Consider the following 20,199-nt stretch of genomic DNA (forward strand, 5'->3'; position numbering starts at 1 on the left):
TAGTCCTTATTGCTTAAAGTAAGCTGTTACGAATGGTTAAAATATGATGAATTTGATCCCAGCGTAATAGCCCCATAATTTGTTGATTATCTAAAAGGTTATAAACGTAAAGCGCGCCACTTCTTTTATCTTTTAGTATATCGAATGCATCGGCTAGAGTGGCTTGGCTGCTGATGCCCTGCAAGCTAATGTAATTTATATTTATTGCTTCATCAGACATTAGCGTTAAATCGTATTCAGCGAGGCGATAGCCATTTTCTTCGTCAAAAACAATCAAGGGTGTTTGGCTATCCATGGCATCAAGCGTATTTTTTATTTGCTCTTTATCGTCTGAGTAAAGCAATTTAAAGTCTTCATCCATATCATCCATTATTCCCACTTTTTGTAATGCTTCGGTAGCGGGAGATACATGGTACGGCAATCCCTGAAAATCTAATTGCTGCAAAAATATGGAGCGATTTCCAAAAAATTGTAATGCAGTTACATATGCAGTGGTTATAACTATCATCGCAGGAACGATTATTTCAGGTGATGATGTAAGCTCCATTACTGTTGTTAATGCAGCAAGTGGTGCATGCAGTGTAGCCGCTAATAACCCAGCCATACCTAAAACCCCATACGTACCCGCAATATCAGTACCCGGGCTAATATATTGAGCAAAAAAGGCCATTAATGTCCCAATTAATACACCAAGCCCAATTACAGGACCAATTAAACCGCCCGGAATACCCAAACCAATAGCAAACAATGTGGCAAGTAGTTTAGCGATTAAAATGGTAGTAAGCAGCTTTACGTTATCAGGAGATTCAACCGCGATAGTAATCGCACTCATACCAGAACCCATAGCATGAGGCACTGCGTAAGCTATTAAACTGGCAATACAGCCTGCGATTAGTAAACGAGGAAACATACTTAAAGGTTTAAATGTTTTAATAATTAGCATTAAGTTTTGATTAAAGCTAAATGCTATAGCGCCCAGCGCCATACCGCATAATATTAAATAAGGGTAATGCCAACCACTTAATGGCGCTATTGTAATGAGTGCAAGTTCAGAGCCTTCACCAAAAACAAACTGCGTAGCGAGTGCACCAGTAACAGCAGCAAGCATGATTGGCACAAATATGTGTACTTTATATTCTCGAAGTACCACTTCCATTACAAAAATAACGGCTGCAAGTGGGGTATTAAACGAAGCGGCTATACCTGCTGCAACGCCGCAACCACTTAAAGTACGCATGGCGTTATGCGGTAAATGTAGTTTATCCGCTAAAATACTCGCACCTGTTGCGCCCATATGTACGGAAGGCCCTTCTCGGCCAACCGAAAAACCGCTAATGAGTGCAAGTGCGCCACCAACAAATTGATTAACCGTATTGTATAAAGGCATTTGCCCGTAATGGCGTTTAATACGATGAATAACAAAAGGAATGCCTAAACGGTAATGTTTAAAGCCAGTAAATGCAGCAAAGCACGCAATTAAAAATGCGGCTATTAATGGCATTAAAACGCGTTCAAGAGTGGGTAGGGTAGTAAAGTCGTCAGGTGTTTCCAAAAATAAGCTTTGAAAAAACAAAATAGTTAAGCGAAATAAAATAATAAAAAATGCAGCAATTAATCCGGCAACTACGCCTAATAAGCATAATTGTACAGATGTTTTAGGTTTTGCCAGTCGACGCCTGAGTTGCTCAAGCCACATGCATTATTTCCTCGCCGCATTTTTCAGCAGCATTTTAGCAAAAGAGTTTAGTTAAGTCCTTGTGATTTTGAATTTTTCGTAACTTATATTAACAATTTGCAGTAAAGATTAAGACCTATTTTTTATAACTAAAATTTTTAATGAATTTATAGTTTACAAGGGTCGCTTTTAGTTTGCTTAAGTATTATTTTAGTGAGCTATGTTTAACCACTTTTTTACTAATTTATAGGTATAACTTAGAGTAAAGAGTTGTTTTACTATACTTGATTAAAACACTCGGGTATTAGATAATCACGCCATTGCGATATTGAGGGTTTTAAAATGTCTGAAGAATTACCAATTAAGTTCAGCGATGCAGCTGCTGTTCGCGTTAAACAGTTAATCGACGAAGAAGAAAATCCAGATTTAAAACTGCGTGTTTATGTAACAGGTGGTGGTTGTTCTGGTTTTCAATATGGTTTTACTTTTGATGAAAAAGCGAATCCTGGCGATTTAGAAATTGTAAAAAATGGTGTAACACTCGTTATCGATCCAATGAGCATTCAATATTTGGTTGACGGTGAAGTTGATTACACTGAAGGATTAGAAGGCGCACGCTTTTTTGTATCTAATCCTAATGCAACAACAACCTGTGGTTGTGGTGCAAGCTTTAGCGTTTAACAGCCAAACGCTAGATAGAATGAAGCCGCTTTTGCGGCTTTTTTAATGCCTACAAATCGGTTGGGGCATATTCGGTTATTTGCATTATCAATACAAAAAAGCCAAGTACAAAAGCAGAAAACGCTAAAATGTATATGAAGCCTTTTTTGCCTTGCTTAATTGGTACGCCGTTGTGGCGCAAAAAAAAGTACCAACCCAAGCACAACACAATCGGTAATAAAAAAAGAAGTCTGAACATTATTCGGCCTTTTTGGTGCTAATTATTGCTTAATCATAAACATGTGACGATAAATTGGAACAAAATTGTTATAAAAATTCATTTAAATATTTTATAACTAGAAATTAATTTATTAATACTTTTTGAGTACTTAGGTCAATATTCAGCGTTTATAAATATTCACTCGTGTTCATATTTGTACCGAGTATGTAATTAGTTATTTAACCAAAGTGTTAATAGTATATAATGTATCCAAGAATGAGACGGGCAAAATTTCATTCTCAATAAAAACAAATCTTGACCACATTATTAGCGTAGTTTTTTAGCTATATTGGTGGAGTGAGTAGCAACACATGCTTTGTTAAGCAATAGCTTGCTATTGAAAATATGGTATGACTGCTTACTTGCCTACAGCTATTGATAGAGACTACTGCTTTAATAGGTACGTCAAATCATCTAGTAGGAGATGTAAAATGATGGGCAAAACAGTTTCTTCTGAAGAAAATGCAAAGCTAACAAAGTGGCTTAAAAGTAAGCGCCACGAAAAGGGTCATACAATGCGAAGCCTAGCACAAGTGCTGGGAACGCCTCATTCGTTTATCGGCAAGATTGAAAATCAAGAACGCCGTTTAGATGTGATTGAGTTTGTTCGTTATTGTACAGCTCTAGAAGTTGATCCACATGAAGCACTTAGCTTGCTAAAAGTAGATTAACTCAAACATTGCTTAGTACACTTTAAGGGGCACTTGATAGTGCTAAGCAATATGTTAATGCAGGGATGCATTAAATATTTTTATGATAATTTTTCTCAAGCTCATATAATTTATGCCTAATCAGGTATAAAAATATCAGCGAAGGTATAACCATCAAGGCTGTTAAAATAAAGAACAGCGACCAATTTCCCATTAACCAATCATCAATTACTACACCACTGTAGCTCGAAAGTAACGTTCGTCCTAAATTCCCTAATGACGCCAGTAATGCATAGTGTGTTGCACTAAATGCTCTATCGCATAACATCGATATAAAGGCCACCATAGCGACCAGCGACCATGCTTGCGTAAACCCATCAATAACAATAGCAAAGGCATACAGTCTTAAATCAGGGCCAACTAAAGCAATCCACGAAAAGGCTAAGTTTGAGGCCGCCATCGCAATGCCACTGACAAATAAACCCTTAACAATGCCATATTTTTGATTAAATAAACTGCCAACAAAGGTAAATATGATTGTAAGTACGGCAGTACCTACCTTTGAAAATGTAGCTATATCGCTATTGCTAAAACCAATTTCTTTATAAAAAACAATCGACATTCGCCCTAAAAACGCTTCGCCTATTTTAAATAAGAAAATAAACGCAAGTAATGCCAGTGCCGTTTTAACGCCATTTTTAGTAAAAAAAGCTCTAAAGGGATCAATAACGGTTACCGCGAGCCACGCAACAGTTTTTGTAAGAGGAGTTTGTTTTGTAGAGGACAGTTTTTCAAGGTACACACGTTCAAGCTCGGCATGTACCGCTTCTCTATTTGATTCCGGCTCTTTTGCAAACAATGCTCCACTCATTAGCAGCAGCATTACAGCAGCTAAAAAGTAATAAATTTGTGGCCAGTCGAGCGAGGGGATATCAGCCATATAAAATGGAATTGCACCTAAAAGCGCATAACCTGTCCACCAACCAGATGTTGCCATAGCGGCTGCCGCTGTTGTTTTGTGAGATTCGTTTGCTTTAAGTGTGTCTATTCTGAATGCATCAATAGCAATGTCTTGCGTTGCAGAAGCAATGGCAATTAACAAACAAATTGCAGCAACAATTGCTAAATTAGCTTTTAAATCAAGCCCAGCTAATAATAAGGTGCCAATAAAAATAAAGCTCTGGCAAAATAGTATCCAACTACGACGTTGGCCTAGCCATTTATATAAAATAGGGAGTTTTGTACGATCGATTAAAGGCGACCATAAAAAATTTATACTGTAAGCGCCAAATACAATGCCGAATAGGCCAATCATGCTGCGGCTTAGCCCTTCATCCTTTAGCCAAGCCGACATAACAGAGCCAATTAATACCCACGGAAAGCCGCTACTCATACCAAATATAAAAATATGGATTAAGCGTTTGTCTTTAAAGTAAGAAAAATATTCGCTAATAGAGAGAGATTTGCTCATAGGGCCTTCATTGGCTTTGATGCAGAGCAGCTAAGCTGCTCTTAAATAAATTACAGTGGAACTTGTTCAAGCATTTTAATATTTAAGATGATCACCGGTTTTTTAGGAACAAAATCGTAACCAATCTTTTCATTAAACCCTGTTTCAACAGCCATGATCTTATCAAGGGTATCGTAGCCATCCATTACATTACCAAATACTGCAAAACCCCAATCTTTCCCTGGATTTAAGTGATCGTTGTTATCCATATTAAAAAAGAATTGGCGTGTTCCCGAGTGAGGTTCACGGTCTTGATACGCCATAGCAATGCTATACATATCATTTTTTAAACCATTGCCACTTTCATTAAAAATAGGATCGTTTTCGTGTAAGCCGTCGTAATCTTTATCGTAACCACCACCTTGAATAACAAAGTCGCGGTCATTTTCTACATCGCGCTCAATACGATGAAAAACACTGCCTTGATAGCTCTTATCTGACACGTAAGTTAAAAAGTTATTGACCGTAATAGGCGCTTTTGAACGGTCCAGTTCAACAACAATACTGCCCATTGTCGTTACGATTTCGACGCGTGGAAAAATATTATCTTTTTGCACAAAGCGGCCTTCTTGGGCTGCCAAGCTACTTACACTAAAAAATAGGCCTAAGCAGATTAAAAAAAGTCGTTTCATAGTTAACCTTCTAAAAATTCTATTAATTCAGGGTCAGATACAATGCGGGTAATAATTTGCTCAGTCAACTTATTGAGCTGACCTTCTATTTTTACTCGCTCGTGACTAAACGGACCTTCTAAATTAGCACTGCCTCTATACACTTTACTAAAATTACTTGAGGCGCGAATAACGCGCACGCCAAACTCTATATGGGCTTCGCTGGTATGGCTCACAAGTTTTTCGGTCACAACAGCCTGCAGTGCATGAATATCTACTTCAAAGCGAACAGTTGCCAAGTTAGAAATGCTGGCACCATTGCGGCTAAGGGCGCTGTCTAAAACACTTTTAACTGATTCAGTAAGACCTTGGCTTGCAAAGGTTTTAGTTTTGTCTGATTCAATAAGTTTAAGTGTTGATGAGTCGCCACGTAAATCAATTACACTGGTGCTTAAGCTACTATTTATAGTGCTTATTTGACCACTTTTATAAACAGGATTGAGTATTACTTGGCTAGGCTGATTCGCACAGCCACTAAGTATTAGTAATACACAACACCCAATTATAATGTTTGTTAATTTCATTTATAGCATTCCACTATTTTTAGTTGCACTTAGAACGACAAACTTTTTGTTTGAGCCTAACAACTTACAGTTTCCGAACATACGGTTTAATTTATCGTGATAATCTAAATGACGATTACCAATAATACGCAGCTCGCCGCCTTCTTTTAAAGTATCTTTTGCTTGTTTAAACATTTGCCAAGCAATGTGATCGGTAACAGCTTGAGCTTGGTGAAATGGAGGATTACAAAGCACCATATCCACACTGTCTCTTTCAAAGCCTGTTAAACAATCGTTTTCGACGAACTCACAGTTATCAAACTTATCGCCTAGGTTAATTTCTACATTTAACCGGGCTGACTCTACTGCCATGTAAGACTCATCAACAAAGGTAATTGATGCATTAGGGCAACGAGCAAGCGTCATTAATCCAACAACGCCGTTACCACAGCCTAAATCAATAATGCTTTTAGCTTTAGGTGTTTCTGGTAAGTAGTTAAAAAAGAAGCGCGCACCAATATCTAACGAATCACGCGAAAACACATTTGCATGATTTGTTATATTAAACTCAGTACCTTCAAGCTCCCATGTTATAGGGAAGTCTGCTGCTTTATATCCGCCTTTAGCTGTGCTTAATATAAGGCGAGACTTTTTAACTGCTAGGCTTGTTGTTGTTTCACCAATAAATTGCTCAAATGATTTTATTGTTGAATTATGAATTTCTTTTGTTTTACCTGCGGCAATTACTGGTGTACCAGGTGCAAGTACTTCACTAAGTTCACTTAATTGGAACTGTAAAAAACCTACATTACGAGGGATTTTAATAAGTACTAAATCTACATCCTCTGGTAATGCCGACAAACTATCTACTTGCGTAAACTCTGCTGTAGGCAGCTTGTTTTCGTGTAAGTTATAAGCCGCAGCTTGGTGGCTAATATAAGAATCATTAACTGAACAAACCGTTAACTTATTAAAATAACAAGCAAGTGCACCAAAGCTATCGTTTAAAATAAGCAATGAGCGACAATCTGGGTGATGTTCGTTAACATAATTGATAAGGTACTCATCTGCCGAATCCCACGCTTGTAAGCTGCGGTTTTTTTGATCCAATGGAAAGCGTTCAAGAGTAAAGGTTTTATCGCCTAGCTGGGCTTGCGTCGTCATAATAGTTCGTTGATCAGTAATCTAATGTAGGTAAATTCTAACATGCAACGGCAAAACGCCAACCCCCAACAGTTACCAAATGGCTTTTCTTATCAAAGTAGGGCACTTAGTGCACAAAAAAGCCTCGATCTATTTTATTATTTGCAAAAAAACCTACGTTGGCAGCAACCCGATGTAACCGTTTATGGCAAAACGGGGCCTATTCCACGACTGCAATGTTTCATGAGTGATTTAAATATTGAATACGGCTATTCAAGTAGTAAGCAAATAGTAGAACCATGGGATGAATTGTTACTTAATATGCGAAAGCGTTTAGAAGCACATTTAAACCAGCCTCTAAACTCATTGCTCGTTAATTATTACCGAGATGGTAATGATACGATGGGATGGCACAGTGATGATGAAATAGAGCTTGGTGATAAACCAACAATTGTGTGTCTCTCTCTAGGAGTTGATCGGGTTTTAAAGTTAAAGCACAAGGCGAGCAATAAAGTAACCGACTTAAAATTACAAAGTGGCAGCTGTTTAATAATGAACGATCACAGCCAACGAGATTATCAACATGCAATACCTAAGCAAACCACGCTTGCGCATCCGCGAATAAGTTTAACTTACCGATTTATAAAGCACATTAAGCAAAAGCAATTTAGTTAGCCAATCGCTGCGTTAAATTGTTATAGTAAGTGTATAAATTAGCTAATTAAAACGGTCTTTTTATGTCAATGCAGCAACAGATCCAAGAAAAAATAAGCAACGCCATTGCGTGTAAACATTTAAACGTGATTAACGAAAGCCATATGCACAGTGCTGGCACTGAATCACACTTTAAAGTAGTAGTGGTTAGCGAAGATTTTGCGGGTAAGCGTTTATTACAACGTCATCGCGAAATTAATGAAATTTTAAAGGATGAGTTAGCAAATCATATTCATGCACTCGCTATTCATACATATACACCCGATGAGTATGCAGAGCAGGGCGGCGAAGCGCCTGATTCACCTAATTGTATGGGTGGCTCTAAAATTAGCTAAGTAATGTTTTAGAGTATTTGATGAGTGTTTAACTGATCAGATCAGTGTTTTTAGTATTAGCCTTTAAACTAGCGCTAATTTTTATTGTAAAAGATATAGGATGATCAATGGTCATTAAGCCTAAAATTCGTGGATTTATCTGCACAAACGCACACCCAGCTGGTTGTGCAGAGCATGTTCAAGAACAAATTAACTATGTAAAACAACAAGGCGCATTAAAAAGTGCACCAAAAAATGTATTAGTTATTGGCGCATCAACAGGCTACGGCTTGGCATCGCGCATTACTGCTGCGTTTGGTGGTGGTGCTAAAACATTAGGTATTTTCTTTGAAAAAGAAGGTACAGATCGTAAAACAGGTTCTGCTGGTTGGTACAATACTGCTGCTTTTCAAGAAGCTGCAGACGAAGCGGGTCTTTGGTCTAAAAATATTAATGGCGATGCGTTTTCTAACGAAATCAAGCAAAAAGCAATCGACACTATTAAAGCAGATTTGGGTAAAGTAGATTGTATTATTTACAGCCTAGCGTCTCCTCGTCGTACTGATCCAAATACAGGCGAAGTGTTCTCATCTACACTTAAGCCAATAGGTAATGCAGTAACCACTAAAAATTTAAATACATCAAAGCGTGAAATTGATGAAATTACGGTTGAAGCTGCAAATCAAGACGATATCGACAACACTATTAAAGTAATGGGTGGTGAAGATTGGGAAATGTGGATTGACGCATTAAAAGAAGCGGATGTATTAGCCGATAACTTTAAAACTACAGCGTATACTTATATTGGTAAAAAGCTAACATGGCCAATATACGGACACGCTACTATTGGTAAAGCTAAAGAAGATTTAGACCGTGCAACGGCTGCTATTAAAGAATCAACAAAAGATTTAAATGGTGAGGCGTATGTTTCATCACTTAATGCAGTAGTGACACAAGCAAGTTCTGCTATTCCTATTATGCCGTTATATATTTCTGCTTTATTTAAAGTTATGAAAGCAGATGGCACGTATGAAGGCACCATTGAGCAAATTCACGCATTATTTAGTGAAAACCTATATGGTGAATCGCCTCGCTTTGACGACGGTGGGCATTTATTCCAAAACTATAAAGAGCTAGAAGACGATGTGCAAGCACGCGTTCAAGCTGTATGGGATAGTGTTGATACAAGCAGCATTGATGAGCTAACAGACTATGTTGGTTACCATAATGAGTTTTTACGCTTATTTGGTTTTGGTATAGACGGTGTTGACTACGATCAAGACATAGATTCAGTTAAGCCAATTGCTAATATGATTGACTAACAGAACTTAGGGCCTGTTTATCTTTCGAGTTTAAATTTGCAGCAGTCTGTTTGGTATTTAGGCAAGGCAGAGCCTATGTAGTGTGGTTATTCCCCATAAATGGGCGATAACGTAGCATTAATGCCAAACAGGCGCTGCCCAAAGGGTTCTGCCTAGGGGCTATTTACTCTTTGTTGCTCGGTTTTTACTTAGCCCACTAGGTTACAAACCTCACGCCGCGATTAAATAGCCCCTAGATTGAACAAATTTTAATCCTGAAAGGTCAACAGGCCCTAGTTATTAAAAGCCGCAATAGCGGCTTTTTTTGTATTATGCGATTTGTTTAATTTGCGATGAAATCAGGAATGATAATTGCTTAGGCTACCACTTTGGTCTACCTTGATTTTTATTTAAATCACTTAACAAAACTAAATAAGTGTTTCTGTCGTATAATTTTCATAAATACACTCGCATAGTCATCTAAAATGATGTTAAAATCTCGACAATATGTGATGAGTTTTACTACGTTGCTTGTTTGATATTTCTAGCAAGCTGCTCTTTTGTACCTTGATATAACTTGGAATAACTCAAATGGCGACGTGGTTGATACGATTTTTCAGTTTCTTTCCTTTAATGTAATGCAAGTGCGTATGATCAATATAAAAAAAGGTCTGGATTTACCCTTAGAGGGCGCGCCACAGCAAGTTATACATGACGGTTCTGCTGTCAAACGTGTAGCTGTGCTTGGCGAAGAGTTTATCGGTATGCGTCCAACCATGCATGTTCGTGTGGATGACCAAGTCAAAAAAGGCCAGGTACTTTTTGAAGATAAAAAGAACCCAGGCGTCCTATTTACTGCTCCAGCTTCTGGCACAGTAAAAGAAATAAATCGTGGTGCTAAACGTGTGCTGCAATCTGTTGTTATTGAAGTAGCAGGCAGTGAGCAAATCACCTTTGACTCTTTCAAAGCAGACGAGCTTGCGAGCTTAGAGCGTGAAAAAGCCAAAGAAGTACTTATCCAGTCTGGTCAATGGACAGCACTTCGTGTTCGCCCATTCAGTAAAGTAGCGGCTGTGGATGCAAATCCTAGTTCTATTTTCGTGACCGCAACTGACACAAACCCATTAGCTGCAGATCCTGCAGTGATAATTGCCGAAAATGCGCAAGCATTTGAAGCGGGTCTTGCTGTTATTTCGCGTTTGACCGATGGTAAAGTATTTGTGTGTAAAAAAGCAGGTAGCCAAGTTCCTAGCTCATCTATAGCTCAAGTAGAAGTACATGAGTTTGGTGGTGTGCATCCGGCTGGCCTCGTTGGCACTCATATCCATCATCTTGATGCAGTTTCTGTTAGCAAACAAGTTTGGCATATTGGTTACCAAGACGTTATTGCGTATGGTCACCTATTCCTTACTGGTGAAATTTACACAAATCGTGTTATTTCGCTTGCAGGTCCTCGCGTTAAAAACCCACGTTTAGTGAAAACACAATTAGGTGCTTCATTGGATGATTTAGTGGCTGGTGAGCTAGAAGACGGAGATAACCGCGTTATTTCTGGTTCTGTTCTATCAGGTTCTATTTCAAACGGTGTTCATGCATTCTTAGGTCGTTACCACGTTCAAGTATCTGTTTTACTTGAAGGTCGCGAAAAAGAATTGTTTGGCTGGATTGCACCAGGTAGTGATAAATTCTCTGTAACGCGTACATTCCTTTCTCACCTTGCGCCGAGTCGTTTATTTAAAATGACAACGTCAACAGGTGGTTCAAAACGTGCCATGGTACCAATTGGTAGCTACGAGCGCGTAATGCCGCTAGATATTTTGCCTACTCTATTATTACGTGACTTAATTGCACGCGATTTAGACAGTGCAATTTCATTGGGCGCGCTTGAACTTGATGAAGAAGATTTAGCGTTATGTACCTTCGTTTGTCCAGGCAAATACGAGTATGGTTCTATCCTACGCGATTGCTTAACTACGATCGAGAAGGAAGGCTAGAGAGATGGGTTTAAAAAAATATCTAGAAGATATCGAGCCGAATTTTGAAGCCGGTGGTAAATATGAAAAGTTTTATGCACTGTATGAAGCAGCTGCAACTATTTTTTATACACCAGGCTACGTAAATAAAGGCGCGACACACGTACGCGATAACATCGACCTAAAACGCATGATGATTTTAGTGTGGATGGCGACGTTCCCAGCTATGTTTTTTGGTATGTTCAATATCGGTCATCAGGCCGTAGGTGCTTTAGCACAAGGTTTTGAACTAGCAAATACGTGGCAAGTTGGTTTGTTCCAGTTATTCGGTGGTGAATTAACCGCTGATGCAGGCTGGGGCGCTAAGATGTTCTACGGAGCATGTTTCTTCCTACCTATCTACGCGGTAACATTTGCAGTAGGTGGTTTTTGGGAAGTAATATTTGCTTCTGTGCGTAAACACGAAATTAACGAAGGTTTCTTCGTAACTTCAGTATTATTCGCACTTATTTTGCCTGCAACGATTCCTTTATGGCAAGTTGCATTAGGTATTACGTTTGGTGTAGTAATCGCTAAAGAAATCTTTGGTGGTACTGGCCGTAACTTCTTAAACCCTGCTTTAGCCGGTCGTGCGTTCTTATTCTTCGCATACCCAGCTCAAATCTCGGGTGACACAGTATGGACAGCAGTAGATTCTTTCTCTGGTGCAACTATGCTAGGCCAAGCTTTCATTGGGCAACTAGACTTTGCAAACATGGAATTATGGTGGAATGCGTTTTACGGTTTCATTCAAGGTTCTGTAGGTGAAACATCTACACTTGCATTGTTAGTAGGTGGTTTGTTCTTAATTTACGTTCGTATCGCTTCTTGGCGCATCGTACTAGGTGTATTCCTAGGTATGGTAGCAACTGCATTTTTACTAAATGCTGTTGGCTCAGAAACTAACCCTGTATTTGCAATGCCTTGGTATTGGCATTTAGTACTAGGTGGCTTTGCGTTTGGTATGTTCTTTATGGCTACTGACCCTGTATCAGCTGCATTTACTGACAAAGGTAAATTGGCATATGGTCTATTAATTGGCTTTATGGTGGTTATGATACGTGTTGTGAATCCTGCTTTCCCAGAAGGTATGATGCTAGCAATCTTATTTGCTAACTTATTCGCTCCACTGTTCGATCACTTTGTAGTGCAGGCTAATATTAAGCGGAGGTTGGCACGTAATGTCTAGTAATAACGAATCAATCGGTAAAACGTTATCAGTTGTTGTAGCACTATGTTTAGTGTGTGCAATCATTGTATCGTTTGCTTCTGTACAGCTTCGTCCTTTACAGCAAGCTAATAAAAACAAAGATATTCAAAGCAATATCTTGGCTGCTGCGGGTATCGATAAAGTTGAAAATGTTTTAGAAACATTTGATGCAAAAATCGAAGCGCGCGTTGTAAACATGACTACAGGTGAGTTTGTAGATACAGACCCAACAATTTTTGATTTTGAAAAAAGCAAATATGATGCAGCGCTAAGTGTTTCTCTTCAAGAGAAAGGCGTTAAAGATATTGCTGGTATTCAACGTGTGACTAAAGAGTCGCCGGTGTATATCTCTAAAAAAGAAGATGGCTCAGTTGATGCAATTATTCTTCCTATCCAAGGCTACGGCTTATGGGGCTTAATGTACGGTTTTATCTCGCTTGAAAGCGACGCTGAAACAGTTAAGAGCATTATCTTTTATAAGCATAATGAAACCCCAGGTCTAGGTGGCGAAATCCAAAATCCACAGTGGACTGCTACATGGGAAGGTAAAGAACTTCCAATTCAAATTGTTAAAGGTACTGCGGGCAATGATGAGCATAAGATCGATGGTCTTTCAGGTGCTACATTAACGTCTAACGGTGTTGATCATGCAGTTGACTTTTGGACTGGCGAAAATGGCTTTGGCCCTTTCCTTGCGAAAGTACGTAAAGGAGCGTTGAAATAATGGCTGATACTAAAGAAATGAAGGCGGTCCTATTTGGTCCGGTTTTAGCTAACAACCCAATCGCACTACAAGTACTTGGTATTTGTTCTGCGCTAGCGGTAACGTCTAGCTTAAAAAATGCGTTAATCATGTCAATCGCATTGACATTAGTAACTGCATTTTCGAGCTTCTTTATCTCGCTTATTCGTAACCAGATCCCATCATCTGTTCGTATCATCGTACAAATGACAATTATTGCATCGTTGGTAATCGTTGTTGACCAAGTATTACAGGCATTCTCTTACGCTACGGCAAAAGAGCTTTCTGTATTCGTTGGTCTAATTATTACTAACTGTATTGTAATGGGTCGTGCTGAAGCATATGCGATGAAGTCGCCACCAATTATGTCTTTCCTTGACGGTATTGGTAATGGCTTAGGTTACTCTGTAGTACTACTTACTGTTGGTTTCATTCGTGAGCTATTCGGTAAGGGTTCACTATTCGGTGTTGATATTATCCCATTAGTACAAGATGGCGGTTGGTATCAGCCTATGGGTCTATTGATCTTACCACCGAGTGCATTCTTCATCATTGGTTTATTCATATGGGTACTTCGTACTTATAAGAAAGACCAAGTAGAAGCTAAAGCGTAAGGGGCAAATAGTGGAACATTATATTAGTTTATTTGTAAAAGCCGTTTTTATTGAGAACTTAGCGTTGTCATTCTTCTTAGGCATGTGTACTTTTTTAGCAGTATCTAAAAAAGTAACTACATCAATTGGCCTAGGTATAGCTGTTATAGTTGTATTGGGTATTTCTGTACCTGTTAACAACTTGGTTTACCATGCGGTACTTGCACCAGGTTCACTTACTTGGTTAGGTTATCCAGATGCGGATCTTAGCTTTTTACGTTTCTTAACTTTCATTGGTGTTATTGCAGCACTTGTGCAAATTCTTGAAATGGCATTAGATAAGTTTTTCCCTGCACTATACAACGCATTAGGTATCTTCTTGCCACTTATCACAGTTAACTGTGCAATATTTGGTGCGGTATCTTTCATGGTTGAGCGTAACTATGACTTCGGCGAGTCTGTTGTCTATGGTATTGGCGCTGGTGTTGGTTGGGCGCTTGCAATTACATTACTTGCAGGTATCCGTGAGAAACTGAAATATTCAGACGTACCAGATGGCTTACGTGGTTTAGGTATTACCTTCATCACTGTTGGTTTAATGGGACTTGGCTTTATGTCATTCTCTGGTATTTCACTGTAAAGGGTAGCGAGGATAAATCATGGATTATCAGATTTTCTTAGGCGTTGGTGTTTTTATCGCTATCGTTGTACTACTAGTTTTAGTGATCATTGGTGCTAAATCTCAGTTAGTTGCAAGCGGTGACATCATCATCGGTATTAATGGCGATAAAGACAAAGCCATTACTACATCAGCAGGTAATAAGCTTTTAAGTGCATTATCTGAGTCAGGTATATTTGTATCATCTGCTTGTGGTGGCGGTGGCTCTTGTGGTCAATGTCGTGTACACATTAAAGAAGGTGGTGGTGATATCCTGCCAACTGAGCTTGATCACATTTCTAAAGGTGAAGCCCGTGAAGGCTGTCGTTTAGCGTGTCAGGTAAATGTTAAAAACGACATGGAAATTGAGCTTGAAGAGTCAATTTTCGGTGTTAAAAAATGGGACTGTGAAGTTATCTCTAACGATAACAAAGCAACCTTCATTAAAGAACTTAAACTGCAAATCCCTGGTGATGAGTCAGTGCCTTTCCGTGCGGGTGGTTACATCCAAATCGAAGCGCCACCTCACCATGTTAAATATGCAGATTTCGATGTTCCTGAAGAATATCGTGGCGATTGGAACCATTTTGGTTTCTTCGACCTGGAGTCAAAAGTAGACGAAGAAACAATTCGTGCATACTCAATGGCTAACTACCCAGAAGAAGAAGGCATCATTATGCTTAACGTGCGTATTGCTGCTCCGCCTCCAAGAAACCTAAGCTTGCCATGTGGTAAAATGTCTTCGTACATTTGGTCACTTACAAAAGGCGACAAGGTAACTATTTCAGGTCCATTTGGTGAGTTCTTTGCTAAAGACACAGATGCAGAAATGATCTTTGTTGGTGGTGGTGCTGGTATGGCGCCAATGCGTTCACATATCTTTGACCAACTTAAACGTTTGAACTCTAAACGTAAGATGAGCTTTTGGTATGGTGCACGTTCTGAACGTGAAATGTTCTACGTAGAAGATTTTGACGGCCTAGCCGCTGAAAATCCTAATTTCGTATGGCATACAGCACTTTCAGATCCACAACCTGAAGATAACTGGGAAGGCTATACTGGCTTTATCCATAACGTGTTATTTGAGAACTATCTTAAAGACCACGAAGCGCCAGAAGATTGTGAGTACTACATGTGTGGTCCTCCAATGATGAACGCGGCAGTTATTACTATGCTTAAAGATTTAGGTGTTGAAGACGAAAATATCTTACTAGATGACTTCGGTGGCTAACACTAATACCAAAACAGTTTAGTTTTGGTTAAAATACCAGCCTCGTAGCACTTGTGTTACGAGGCTTTTTTTATTCTTTAATTTTATCAATCTATTAAGTAGAGCTGTTATGAATCGAGTAAGTACTTCACAAGGCATAATGGCCTTTTTACTAATCACACTGACCTTATTACTGTCTGGGTGTGGTGAAAAACCAGAGTCGAGGGAAACCTTTTTAGAAGGTAAGACTATGGGCACCACTTATCATATTAAATATTACGATGAGCAGGGCCAGCTATCAGCTTCACAATTACAGCTGCAAATAGACGCTGTTTTAAAAGATGTGAATCAGTCTATGTCTACTTACATAGAAGACTCTGAAATAAATACATTTAACAGATTACCAGCAAATCAAGTTATGCCAATTAGCGAAGATTTTAGGGCTGTTATCAGCGAGTCTATTCGCTTAGGCGAATCAACTAAAACACTCGATGTCACTATGGGGCCTTTAATTGATTTATGGGGCTTTGGTCCTGATAAAAAACCAACCAATCGCCCAAGTGATGAAGAGCTTGCAACTATGGTCGAAAAAATAGGTATTGATAAACTTATTTTAGATGAGCAAGGACTGTCTAAAACAGTTAATGGGTTAGAGCTTTCGTTTTCGGCAACGGCTAAAGGCTATGGTATTGATAAAGTAGCGCAGTTATTAGAAAGCCACAGTATTACCAATTACATGGTTGAGATTGGTGGAGAGCTGCGTATAGCAGGTGAAAAGCCAAATAATCAGGATTGGAAAATTGCGATTGAGCAACCAGATGCGCAACCTGGAGAGCGAAAGGTACACCGTGTTTTATCGCCAGGTACAAACGGTATTGCTACGTCAGGTGATTACCGTATTTTTTATAAAATGGATGGCGAGATCTATACTCATTTAATTGATCCCGTGACCGGCATGCCTATTAAGCACGACTTAGTGTCGGTAACTGTGCTTCATCCAAGCGCTATGACGGCAGATGGTTTAGCGACTGCACTTACTGTGATGGGTATGGAAAAAGCGCAGGCATACGCTCAGCAGCACGATTTACCGGTATACTTAATAGGTAAATCAAATGAGGGTTTAGTTACTTATTCAAGCCCTGCATTTAAACCTTATTTGTAGTATGGTGCTGGCTTGTTTATTTTCGCGTTATTTGGGTATATAATAGCAGTCGCTCAAAAATGTTTGAGTTTAATTAATTGCTGATCAATAGGGGCTAAGCAATGTCACTTTTTCTTCTTACTTTTGGCTTACTAATTTTGATAGTTTCGGCTATGGCCGTTGGTATGATCGTGCAAAAAAAATCTATGGCAAGCAGCTGTGGTGGTTTAGGTTCGGTTGGTATTGATAAAGCCTGTGATTGCGATGATCCATGTGATAAACGCAAAAACCGTTTAGCTAAAGAGCAAGCCTGGAAAGAAAACCAAATTATTTAAGTCCGCCTTAAATATTAAAAAGCGCTTTATAGCGCTTTTTTTGTGTCTGTAAAACTGCTTAACTCGATAGCTTCTAAAGTAATCCAATCTTAATGTATTAGACAAACGTCTATAGTTTAGTTTTTTTCACCTATTAGGTTTATTTTTCTCGTTTGTCAAATTGGAGCTAACACTCTAAAGTTTAACCATAGACACAGAGCAAGGCTCTCGTCATAAGCTTGAGGCAAGTTAGCCTCGCTTAAAAGAATCTTTATATTGTGTGTGAAGATGTTGTCAGTGTGAAAGACAACTCAAGTTCGGTGGATTCACTTCCATAAAGAACGAGTTTGAGTTGTTTTTATTCCCTTTCAATACCACGTAATGTAAACCAAGAATCTTTATATTGTGTGTGAAGATGTTGTCAGTGTGAAAGGCAACTCAAATTCGGTGGTGACTGCATTTGAGTTGTTTTTATTTCCCTACAATGCCACGCAGTGTAAACCAAGAATCTTTATATTGTGTGTGAAGATGTTGTCAGTGTGAAAGGCAACTCAAATTCGGTGGTGACTGCATTTGAGTTGTTTTTATTTCCCTACAATGCCACGTAATGTAAACCAAGAATCTTTATATTGTGTGTGAAGATGTTGTCAGTGTGAAAGGCAACTCAAATTCGGTGGTGACTGCATTTGAGTTGTTTTTATTTCCTTACAATGCCACGCAGTGTAAACAAAAAATCTTTATATTGTGTGTGAAGATGTTGTCAGTGTGAAAAGCGGCTCAATTTCGGTGGTGACTGAATTTGAGCTGTTTTTATTTGTGCCACACAATTATTATTCCTTCCAAAAAAACCTATAATTTTATTAAATATTCTGCTTTAAATTATTTTTAATTCTAGCTAACTCAATGTTTTTTATGTTGTTATTTTTTATTAACAAAATAGCTTCGAAAGCTTAACCCAAATTAATTGATTTTTAGTTGAACAGAAAATTCTCTTTGTTATACTCACGTTCGAACTTTCAGTAAGTTTTGAAAGTTTGATTGATACGGATCAATTTTCGCTAGGTAAATATGTGCTAGCTGGATTTGATTGTATTTAGCACCTGGTTTTAGGGCTTACAACAGCAATGTTTTTTAAATTTTTCCATTGCAAACTGTATTCCTCTAATTTTGTTATAGTCATTTTAGTAGGTTAATGTTTTTGAACACACTTTCTTTGCATCATACAAATACGGATCTTGCCTCTGGCGAGCCGCAGACGTGTGAGCGCTTGAATAAAGCAGGCAAGGGCGTGTGTGTAGCTATAACTTTATTAGTGTTTAATACTGTAATGTTGCTAAGTGGTGCACTAGAGGATGCCTTCAAGCTTGAAGCGCTATTAAGTGATGGGTTTATTGTAGAGCCGCTGTTACTTACTATTGTGCAATTTTTAGCTCATCCGATCATATCAAGTCAGTTACTTATTGGCCTTTGCTGGCTATTGTTCCATATTTTTCCAGCGCGTCGTGCTGGAATTATCCTCCGTAAAGCAGCCTTTGCTTTTAGCGAGGCTAAAGTTCTTCAGCCAGTGCAAGTTGCACACGGTTGTCGTGCTCCACCTAGCTTTACAGGTTGTCTGTAAGGCTGCATTTTGTTGCTGGTTTTAATTATTTGTTCTTGCTGTAAATAATTAAGGTTAGCTAAAACAAAGTAGCTCAGTGTTTTTTAAACACATTTCAGCCAACCACCACTCACCCAAGTTAACTTTTATTACGTTATATAAATGCGTTTAGAAAGCTGGGTTTGTTGCTAGGTCATTATTGGCATGAGCTTTAGGTTTTGAATAGCCCCCTTATTTTTTATAATTTAATTCCAGTTAACTTGGGTTTTACCGAAAAATCGTTGCTTTGTTTTTTATTTAAAGCAGCAAATTAGAACTTTTAGGTTTGTAGGATACTCCCTTGTTAATTCGTAACCTTTGTAATATTGCTTTAGCTAGTACAGTGCTGGCGTTGTCAGGCTGTAAAGGCGGGATACTCGATCCAAAAGGGCAGATAGGCATAGATGAGAAAAATTTAATCATCATCGCAACCGTGCTTATGTTGCTTGTAGTCGTTCCCGTTATTGTGATGACTTTGTATTTCGCATGGAAATATAGAGACACGCAAACTCATGAAATTTACGCTCCAAAATGGGCTCATTCAAATAAAATTGAAGCCGCAGTTTGGGCTGTCCCTATTGTTATTGTGATTATTTTAGGTGTTATTACCTGGGTGTCTACCCAAGAGCTAGACCCTTACAAACCAATTGAAGGTAAAGGTAAGCATCTTACTGTTGAAGTGGTTTCATTAAACTGGAAGTGGCTATTTATTTATCCTGAGCAAGGTATTGCTACGGTTAATGAATTAGTGTTTCCGGCTAATGTACCTGTTGAATACAAAATCACTTCAGAGAGCACAATGAACTCGTTTTTCATTCCGCAATTGGGTAGTCAAATATACTCAATGGCCGGTATGGAAACCAAGCTTCACTTAATTGCTAATGAGCCAGGTACATTTAAAGGCTTTTCGGCAAATTACAGTGGTGCAGGCTTTACTGGTATGAAGTTTAATGCCATTGCTACACCTACTCAAGCTGGTTTTGATAAGTGGGTGAGTGATGTGAAAGCGAATTCAAGCGCTAATAATCTTACTCATGCAAATTATGTTGAACTTGCAAAAGCAAGCGAAAATAACCCAGTTGCTTATTACGGTAAAGTTGATGACGGCTTATTTCATACCATCGTTATGAAATACATGCAGGCACATGGCGATATGAACAAAAAGCAACATGCAATGGGCGAACATGGGCAAATGAGTAAGAAGCATCAAGTAATGGATGAACACTCAATGCCATCATCTCACAGCCAGGGCGAGGAATAAT

General features: G+C 38.8%; 21 protein-coding genes. 15 read left to right on the top strand and 6 right to left on the bottom strand.

Annotated elements, in window-relative coordinates:
* Nucleotides 1–13: 13 nt before the first annotated feature.
* Entirely contained in the window at nucleotides 14–1,696 is a 1,683-nt protein-coding gene (locus tag I6F47_RS12830) for a chloride channel protein (RefSeq protein WP_007584866.1), read from the bottom strand.
* Nucleotides 1,697–2,017: 321 nt separating this feature from the next.
* On the opposite strand from I6F47_RS12830, the gene erpA reads away from it, so the two are divergent.
* Entirely contained in the window at nucleotides 2,018–2,356 is a 339-nt protein-coding gene (erpA, locus tag I6F47_RS12835) for an iron-sulfur cluster insertion protein ErpA (RefSeq protein ID WP_002958911.1), read from the top strand.
* A 49-nt stretch (nucleotides 2,357–2,405) separates the two neighbouring features.
* On the opposite strand, the gene I6F47_RS12840 is transcribed toward erpA, so the two are convergent.
* Complete coding sequence (locus I6F47_RS12840; protein ID WP_010555198.1) at nucleotides 2,406–2,594, bottom strand: hypothetical protein; 189 nt, start codon at nucleotides 2,592–2,594, stop codon at nucleotides 2,406–2,408.
* Nucleotides 2,595–3,046: 452 nt separating this feature from the next.
* Between I6F47_RS12840 and I6F47_RS12845 the strand changes: the two genes are divergently transcribed.
* The gene (locus I6F47_RS12845) at nucleotides 3,047–3,286 is read left to right on the top strand and encodes a helix-turn-helix domain-containing protein (RefSeq protein ID WP_007584874.1); all 240 of its coding nucleotides are present in this window, start codon (nucleotides 3,047–3,049) and stop codon (nucleotides 3,284–3,286) included.
* Between the two features lie 70 nt (nucleotides 3,287–3,356).
* Here I6F47_RS12845 and I6F47_RS12850 read toward each other — a convergent pair whose 3' ends face one another.
* Genes I6F47_RS12850 through I6F47_RS12865 form a run of 4 tightly spaced genes read right to left on the bottom strand, consistent with a single transcriptional unit; the run spans nucleotide 3,357 to nucleotide 7,113 of the window.
* Nucleotides 3,357–4,736, bottom strand: a complete 1,380-nt coding sequence (locus tag I6F47_RS12850; protein ID WP_197183974.1) for an AmpG family muropeptide MFS transporter — start codon at nucleotides 4,734–4,736, stop codon at nucleotides 3,357–3,359.
* 50 nt (nucleotides 4,737–4,786) lie between these two features.
* The gene (locus tag I6F47_RS12855; RefSeq protein ID WP_010555196.1) at nucleotides 4,787–5,407 is read right to left on the bottom strand and encodes a peptidylprolyl isomerase; all 621 of its coding nucleotides are present in this window, start codon (nucleotides 5,405–5,407) and stop codon (nucleotides 4,787–4,789) included.
* A 2-nt stretch (nucleotides 5,408–5,409) separates the two neighbouring features.
* Complete coding sequence (locus I6F47_RS12860; RefSeq protein WP_197183975.1) at nucleotides 5,410–5,970, bottom strand: YajG family lipoprotein; 561 nt, start codon at nucleotides 5,968–5,970, stop codon at nucleotides 5,410–5,412.
* Nucleotides 5,971–7,113 (bottom strand): methyltransferase, encoded by a 1,143-nt coding sequence (locus tag I6F47_RS12865; protein WP_197183976.1) that lies wholly within the window; start codon nucleotides 7,111–7,113, stop codon nucleotides 5,971–5,973. It lies immediately after the preceding gene.
* 42 nt (nucleotides 7,114–7,155) lie between these two features.
* Between I6F47_RS12865 and I6F47_RS12870 the strand changes: the two genes are divergently transcribed.
* From I6F47_RS12870 to cyoA, 13 genes are all read left to right on the top strand, one after another.
* Nucleotides 7,156–7,767 carry an alpha-ketoglutarate-dependent dioxygenase AlkB family protein gene (locus I6F47_RS12870; RefSeq protein ID WP_197183977.1) on the top strand — a complete coding sequence of 204 codons (612 nt, stop codon included), beginning with the start codon at nucleotides 7,156–7,158 and terminating at the stop codon, nucleotides 7,765–7,767.
* A gap of 62 nt (nucleotides 7,768–7,829) precedes the next feature.
* Nucleotides 7,830–8,141 (top strand): BolA family protein, encoded by a 312-nt coding sequence (locus tag I6F47_RS12875; protein WP_024589282.1) that lies wholly within the window; start codon nucleotides 7,830–7,832, stop codon nucleotides 8,139–8,141.
* 107 nt (nucleotides 8,142–8,248) lie between these two features.
* On the top strand, nucleotides 8,249–9,442 hold the full coding sequence (gene fabV, locus I6F47_RS12880) for an enoyl-ACP reductase FabV (protein ID WP_197183978.1): 1,194 nt from the start codon (nucleotides 8,249–8,251) through the stop codon (nucleotides 9,440–9,442).
* Between the two features lie 629 nt (nucleotides 9,443–10,071).
* Complete coding sequence (locus tag I6F47_RS12885) at nucleotides 10,072–11,415, top strand: Na(+)-translocating NADH-quinone reductase subunit A (protein ID WP_010555190.1); 1,344 nt, start codon at nucleotides 10,072–10,074, stop codon at nucleotides 11,413–11,415.
* A 4-nt stretch (nucleotides 11,416–11,419) separates the two neighbouring features.
* On the top strand, nucleotides 11,420–12,622 hold the full coding sequence (locus I6F47_RS12890; RefSeq protein ID WP_197183979.1) for an NADH:ubiquinone reductase (Na(+)-transporting) subunit B: 1,203 nt from the start codon (nucleotides 11,420–11,422) through the stop codon (nucleotides 12,620–12,622).
* Nucleotides 12,615–13,367, top strand: a complete 753-nt coding sequence (locus tag I6F47_RS12895; protein WP_007584890.1) for a Na(+)-translocating NADH-quinone reductase subunit C — start codon at nucleotides 12,615–12,617, stop codon at nucleotides 13,365–13,367. Before I6F47_RS12890 ends, I6F47_RS12895 begins: the two co-directional genes overlap by 8 nt.
* Nucleotides 13,367–13,999: an NADH:ubiquinone reductase (Na(+)-transporting) subunit D gene (locus tag I6F47_RS12900; protein ID WP_007584891.1), complete on the top strand. Its 633-nt coding sequence runs from the start codon at nucleotides 13,367–13,369 to the stop codon at nucleotides 13,997–13,999. Before I6F47_RS12895 ends, I6F47_RS12900 begins: the two co-directional genes overlap by 1 nt.
* Nucleotides 14,000–14,009: 10 nt before the next feature.
* The gene (gene nqrE, locus I6F47_RS12905) at nucleotides 14,010–14,618 is read left to right on the top strand and encodes an NADH:ubiquinone reductase (Na(+)-transporting) subunit E (RefSeq protein WP_007584892.1); all 609 of its coding nucleotides are present in this window, start codon (nucleotides 14,010–14,012) and stop codon (nucleotides 14,616–14,618) included.
* Between the two features lie 19 nt (nucleotides 14,619–14,637).
* Nucleotides 14,638–15,867 carry an NADH:ubiquinone reductase (Na(+)-transporting) subunit F gene (gene nqrF, locus I6F47_RS12910; RefSeq protein ID WP_007584893.1) on the top strand — a complete coding sequence of 410 codons (1,230 nt, stop codon included), beginning with the start codon at nucleotides 14,638–14,640 and terminating at the stop codon, nucleotides 15,865–15,867.
* Between the two features lie 109 nt (nucleotides 15,868–15,976).
* Nucleotides 15,977–17,008, top strand: coding sequence for an FAD:protein FMN transferase (locus I6F47_RS12915; RefSeq protein ID WP_024608763.1), 1,032 nt, complete (start codon nucleotides 15,977–15,979; stop codon nucleotides 17,006–17,008).
* A gap of 101 nt (nucleotides 17,009–17,109) precedes the next feature.
* Entirely contained in the window at nucleotides 17,110–17,322 is a 213-nt protein-coding gene (gene nqrM / locus I6F47_RS12920) for a (Na+)-NQR maturation NqrM (protein WP_007376137.1), read from the top strand.
* A gap of 1,177 nt (nucleotides 17,323–18,499) precedes the next feature.
* Nucleotides 18,500–18,919: a hypothetical protein gene (locus tag I6F47_RS12925; RefSeq protein WP_007581161.1), complete on the top strand. Its 420-nt coding sequence runs from the start codon at nucleotides 18,500–18,502 to the stop codon at nucleotides 18,917–18,919.
* 319 nt (nucleotides 18,920–19,238) lie between these two features.
* Nucleotides 19,239–20,198, top strand: coding sequence for a ubiquinol oxidase subunit II (gene cyoA, locus I6F47_RS12930; protein WP_121954119.1), 960 nt, complete (start codon nucleotides 19,239–19,241; stop codon nucleotides 20,196–20,198).
* Nucleotide 20,199 lies beyond the last annotated feature (1 nt).

Origin of the sequence: Pseudoalteromonas sp. NZS37 (genome assembly GCF_015864265.1) — a bacterium.
Lineage (GTDB): Bacteria > Pseudomonadota > Gammaproteobacteria > Enterobacterales > Alteromonadaceae > Pseudoalteromonas > Pseudoalteromonas arctica.